The organism is Pseudoalteromonas sp. AWM4_233 (genome assembly GCF_056158285.1).
Window position 1 is genome coordinate 1 of the sequence record NZ_JBSWSZ010000009.1, and the last position, 4,093, is coordinate 4,093.

The 4,093-nt window shown below is 59.2% G+C and carries 4 protein-coding genes and 1 pseudogene; 1 reads left to right on the plus strand and 4 read right to left on the minus strand.

From position 1 onward, the window contains the following. Positions 1-648 precede the first annotated feature (648 nt). Positions 649-903 (plus strand): hypothetical protein, encoded by a 255-nt coding sequence (locus ACXAC4_RS18075; protein ID WP_475164337.1) that lies wholly within the window; start codon positions 649-651, stop codon positions 901-903. 18 nt (positions 904-921) lie between these two features. Here ACXAC4_RS18075 and ACXAC4_RS18080 read toward each other — a convergent pair whose 3' ends face one another. The 4 genes and pseudogenes from ACXAC4_RS18080 to ACXAC4_RS18095 all read right to left on the minus strand — a co-directional run. Beyond that, the gene (locus tag ACXAC4_RS18080) at positions 922-1,854 is read right to left on the minus strand and encodes an MFS transporter (protein WP_475164339.1); all 933 of its coding nucleotides are present in this window, start codon (positions 1,852-1,854) and stop codon (positions 922-924) included. Between the two features lie 383 nt (positions 1,855-2,237). Continuing rightward, positions 2,238-2,963: an ABC transporter permease gene (locus ACXAC4_RS18085; protein WP_475164341.1), complete on the minus strand. Its 726-nt coding sequence runs from the start codon at positions 2,961-2,963 to the stop codon at positions 2,238-2,240. 59 nt (positions 2,964-3,022) lie between these two features. Continuing rightward, entirely contained in the window at positions 3,023-3,631 is a 609-nt protein-coding gene (locus tag ACXAC4_RS18090; protein ID WP_475164343.1) for an ATP-binding cassette domain-containing protein, read from the minus strand. A 117-nt stretch (positions 3,632-3,748) separates the two neighbouring features. After that, positions 3,749-4,051: pseudogene (locus ACXAC4_RS18095) on the minus strand (nucleoside-binding protein); the annotation flags it as partial. Between the last annotated feature and the right edge of the window lie 42 nt (positions 4,052-4,093).

Here is a 4,093-nt window from a genome sequence, read left to right on the forward strand (position 1 = left end):
TTATTGCTAAAGGTGGCGATAGGCAAACACTAATAATCTGAACAACCACCGCTACTGGCATTCTGCGGCCTGGTCATCACCTGCGGGCCAGCCGCTGGCGTCGGTCAGGGCACACCCACCTGCCAGTCCGCCATTGGCCTCTCCATGTGGGCGTCAAACGAGGCGGATTACCTGTTGCAAGTCCTGGCCTGGGCAGCACGCGACAACGAAGTGCTGAGCCGCTTTGAAGGCCAGGAGGTTTCTTCCCGCGATCTGGAACCGGGCCTGGTTAAGGGAACGCCAGTGGATGCCGGACCCGGTATCGCTCGTGCTCATCCCTCATCTCGATCGCCTCTACGGTGAAGCTGCGGCGCCGCTGTGAGACCCGGGACGACGACGCCCATCGCTGGATCAACCCGGAATTCTACGGCTGGTGGGTCAGCCACGGCTTCCGCGTGGTCGCCGACGTAAAAAACCGGCGAGGTAAAGGACTACGAGGGATTTATCCGGCATTTCTACGCGAGCTATCACCCCTTCTACAACGGCAACATACCGGTCATTCACGCCCAGCCGGCAGGGATTGCTGTAACAGACAGCGCCGCCCGCTTTGTTGGCCGGCACGCCATCAATATCCTGCGGGTTGCCCTGAGCCCGAAGAACGAGATGCGGGTGTACTTTTTTAACCCCAACAACGACAGCGGCCAGAACTGGGGCCAGGGCATTACCTGCTCAACCCACGGCAATGGCGAGTTTCGCGGTGAAGCTTCCCTGCCCGCGGCCGAATTCACGTCTCGACTGTACGCCTTCCACTATGACCCGCTGGAACTGGGCGATCTATCGGCGATACCCGATGAGGAAGTCGCCCGGGTTATGGACCTGGGCTACACAAGCTGGGCGGCGCCGAGAGATACATCCGAGGAATAACACTCTCGGCTATCCGCCCTAATAGCTCTCGGTCTTACCGGTGACCGGCGACAGGGGCTCGCCCTCCTCGTTCTGCAGCTGATAGTCGTAGGCGGCCTGCAGACCGGTATCCTCTTCGGTCTCATCATCCGGTTCGTATTCCAGATGCCTTGGATAGAGCGGCGACAACATGGCCACGATAATGCCGATGGCGCAGAACATGGCAAAGGCATCGGCGTAACCCACCTTGCCAACAAGAATACCGACTATCGGCGAGCCAGCCGCCTGGCCCAGTGATACTGCCATGAAAGGCAGTACGGGGCCGATGGACAGCCGCCCCGGCAGCAGGCGAATGCCGGTCATCAGGTACAGCCCGGTCAGACTCATGTAGGCCAGACCAAACACCAGTGCTGAAAACGCCGAAATCATCAGGTTGTCGGGGCTGGCCGCCAACAACGCCAGGCTCGCGGCCAGTGTCATCAGCATCAGGGCCTGGGTAACCGGTGGGTTGTTCCGGTCAGCCAGATCGGCCACCACCGCGCCGCCAAGGCCGGCAATACCGACCCCCAGCCACAGCCATGCCGTGGCATCGGATGGCATGGATCCCAGATTAACCACGAGATCGGGTGCGAAAATCCAGTAGGCGGCGGAGACAAAGCCCATCATGAACGCGAACAGCGAGAGCCTGAGCAGTCGCCACCATTGATCCGCACTGATTGGCTGCGCCGGCGCAGCATTGGCGGGCACAACACGGGATACAGACGGAATGAAGAACCAGGTGGCAATCACGCCAATTACCGCCAGCACGGCAAAGGACGCGTAGGCATAGCGCCAGGCCCCGGCGAGGAACAGGATCGTCGGCACAGCAACGACGACACCGATACTGGTGCCCGCGTTCATCACCGAGCTTACCCGGCCGTGGAGCGAGCGTCTCACCAACGCCTGCATGGCGGCTGTGAGAGCCGGCATCATCAGGCCCGTGCAGATACCACAGAGAACAACACCCACCCCGGAGGGAGACGGCCCCCACGGCCTGGCTGATCAGCGCCAGGCCAACAACACCAAAAATACCGGATGCCATGGCGGTATTGCGGGCACCAAGACGATTTGCCGAGAGCGGAGCCACCAGGGTAGCGAATACGAAACTGATCAGCGGCAGCGCACCGATCACACCGATCACATCCGGCGCCAGCCCCAGGTCATCCCGGATCGGGGGGACGAACAGACCGAACGCAAAGCGCGCCAGACCATAGCTGATCGCGATCAGTGCTGCGCCGAGGAGTGCAAATGACGTGCTCGAAGGAAACTTCATTCCGCTGTGCTCCTTGCGCTGTCCATCTTCGTCAGACTAGACATCAAAGCAGGATTTTTAAAGCAGCGGATGGCCTGCGCCAGCGATCAGCCTGCGGTCTGGGCAGAAACCGGCGGTCCCAGACCCGCTCAGCGGCCTCGAACAGGCTGTCCACCGTCAGCGCGAGCATGCCAATCAGAATCGCGCCCTGCAACACGTAGGCTGTGTTGCCATTGACGAGACCGGCGATCACCGGATCCCCCAGGGTTCTGGCACCGATGGTTGAGCCAATGGCGGCCGTTGCAATGTTGATGGTTACCGAGGTCCGGATACCGGCCAGGATCACCCTGCCCGCCAGCGGCAACTCCACCTGCAACAGCACCTGAAAAGGCGACATGCCCATACCCAGCGCCGCCTGCCTCACTGTGGCATCGACACCCTCCAAGCCGGCCAGGGTATTGCGCAGAATGGGCAGCAATCCATACAGAATCAGCGCCACCAGAATCGGCGCCTCACCAAACCCGAGAACCGGCACCGCCAGGGCGAGAACCGCCACCGGCGGGAAGGTCTGGCCGATAGAGGCGATCTGGCTAACCAGCGGCAGAAAGTCGCGCCCAGCCGGGCGCGTGGCGAAGATTCCCCCGGCAACCGCAGCGACGGTTCCAACCAGGGCGGAAATCACCACCAGCATCAGATGGTTCTGGAGCAGAAAGAGAAAGCTCTCCCGCTCGTAGACCACATTCTGTTTATCCGGCTGCACCCACTCGAAAAGCGGTTCGAGAGTCGGCATGCCCGCGCTCAGGGCACAGAGGAGCACAGTCAGCAACACAGGCGGCAGCCAGACCCGCATCAGGCACCTTCCTGGATAATGCGTTCACGGGTGATGGTTCCGGTTTCCTGGCCATCGGCATTGAACACCGGCACCTGCCTCCAGTTCTGCCAGAGCATGATTGAAAGAGCCACTCGCAGGCTGTCGTCTTCCTTGAGGCCGTCGGCGCCGGGTTCCGGCTCTCTGGGCTGAGGGTGAGCCTCCATCAGATCCCGCACGGTATGCAGGCTCATCAGTTTCAGGCCTCGGTCCTGCTTGCCCACGAGATTCTCCACAAAAACGGAGGCGGGTCGCCGGAGAATGTTCTCCGGCGTGTCGTGCTGGATAATCCGGCCCTGATCCATCACGGCAATGCGGGTCGCCAGCCTCAGGGCTTCGTCAATATCGTGGGTTACAAACACCGTGGTTTTCCGCAGCTGACTCTGGATACGCAGCATCTCCAGCTGCAGGTTCTCCCGCGTGATGTCATCCAGCGCACCGAAGGGTTCGTCCATCAGCAGAATATTGGGGTTGGCAGCCAACGCCCTGGCAACGCCCACCCTTTGAGCCTGCCCGCCGGACAATTGCTGGGGATATTTGTTGGCGTGGGTGGCCTGGTCCAGATCCAGCAGCGTCAGCAACTCATGCAGGTGCTGTTCGGGATTCTATCGCGTTTCCCTATTAACCTTAGCAATACGTAACTGAACGAAGTAGAGCGTAAAGTAACGTATTGCTAAGGTTAACGACGGTTAGATTCACCTCTTACACAGCACCTGGCCTATATCCCAGCGCACAGCAGGCTGAGCTAAGATCCAACCTTTTACATCATTGCCAAATTCATCTTCACGACTGGCAATGTATTCCACATGACCGGTAAAGTAAAACTTATGTTCTGCGATATTAAATGGCATGCCCCAAGCAACATCGAACATCCAGCTGTCACTTTGAGTAGGCGCGCCGCCTTTTGCAACGCCTTCACTGTCATCAATATACGCCGTAAAAGTCGTTGAAAGAAAATCAAATCCTGATGCCTTCCAGTTTAACTTTACGCCCGGTAAATACTTAATGACTTAGGTGCTGTGTAAGAGGTGAATCTAACCGTCGTTAACCTT

Bases quoted from the DNA above. Each gene is read 5' to 3' on its own strand.
- ACXAC4_RS18080 (WP_475164339.1), bottom strand. From the start codon at position 1,854: ATGATGCCGGCTCTCACAGCCGCCATGCAGGCGTTGGTGAGACGCTCG.
- ACXAC4_RS18085 (WP_475164341.1), bottom strand. From the start codon at position 2,963: ATGCCGACTCTCGAACCGCTTTTCGAGTGGGTGCAGCCGGATAAACAG.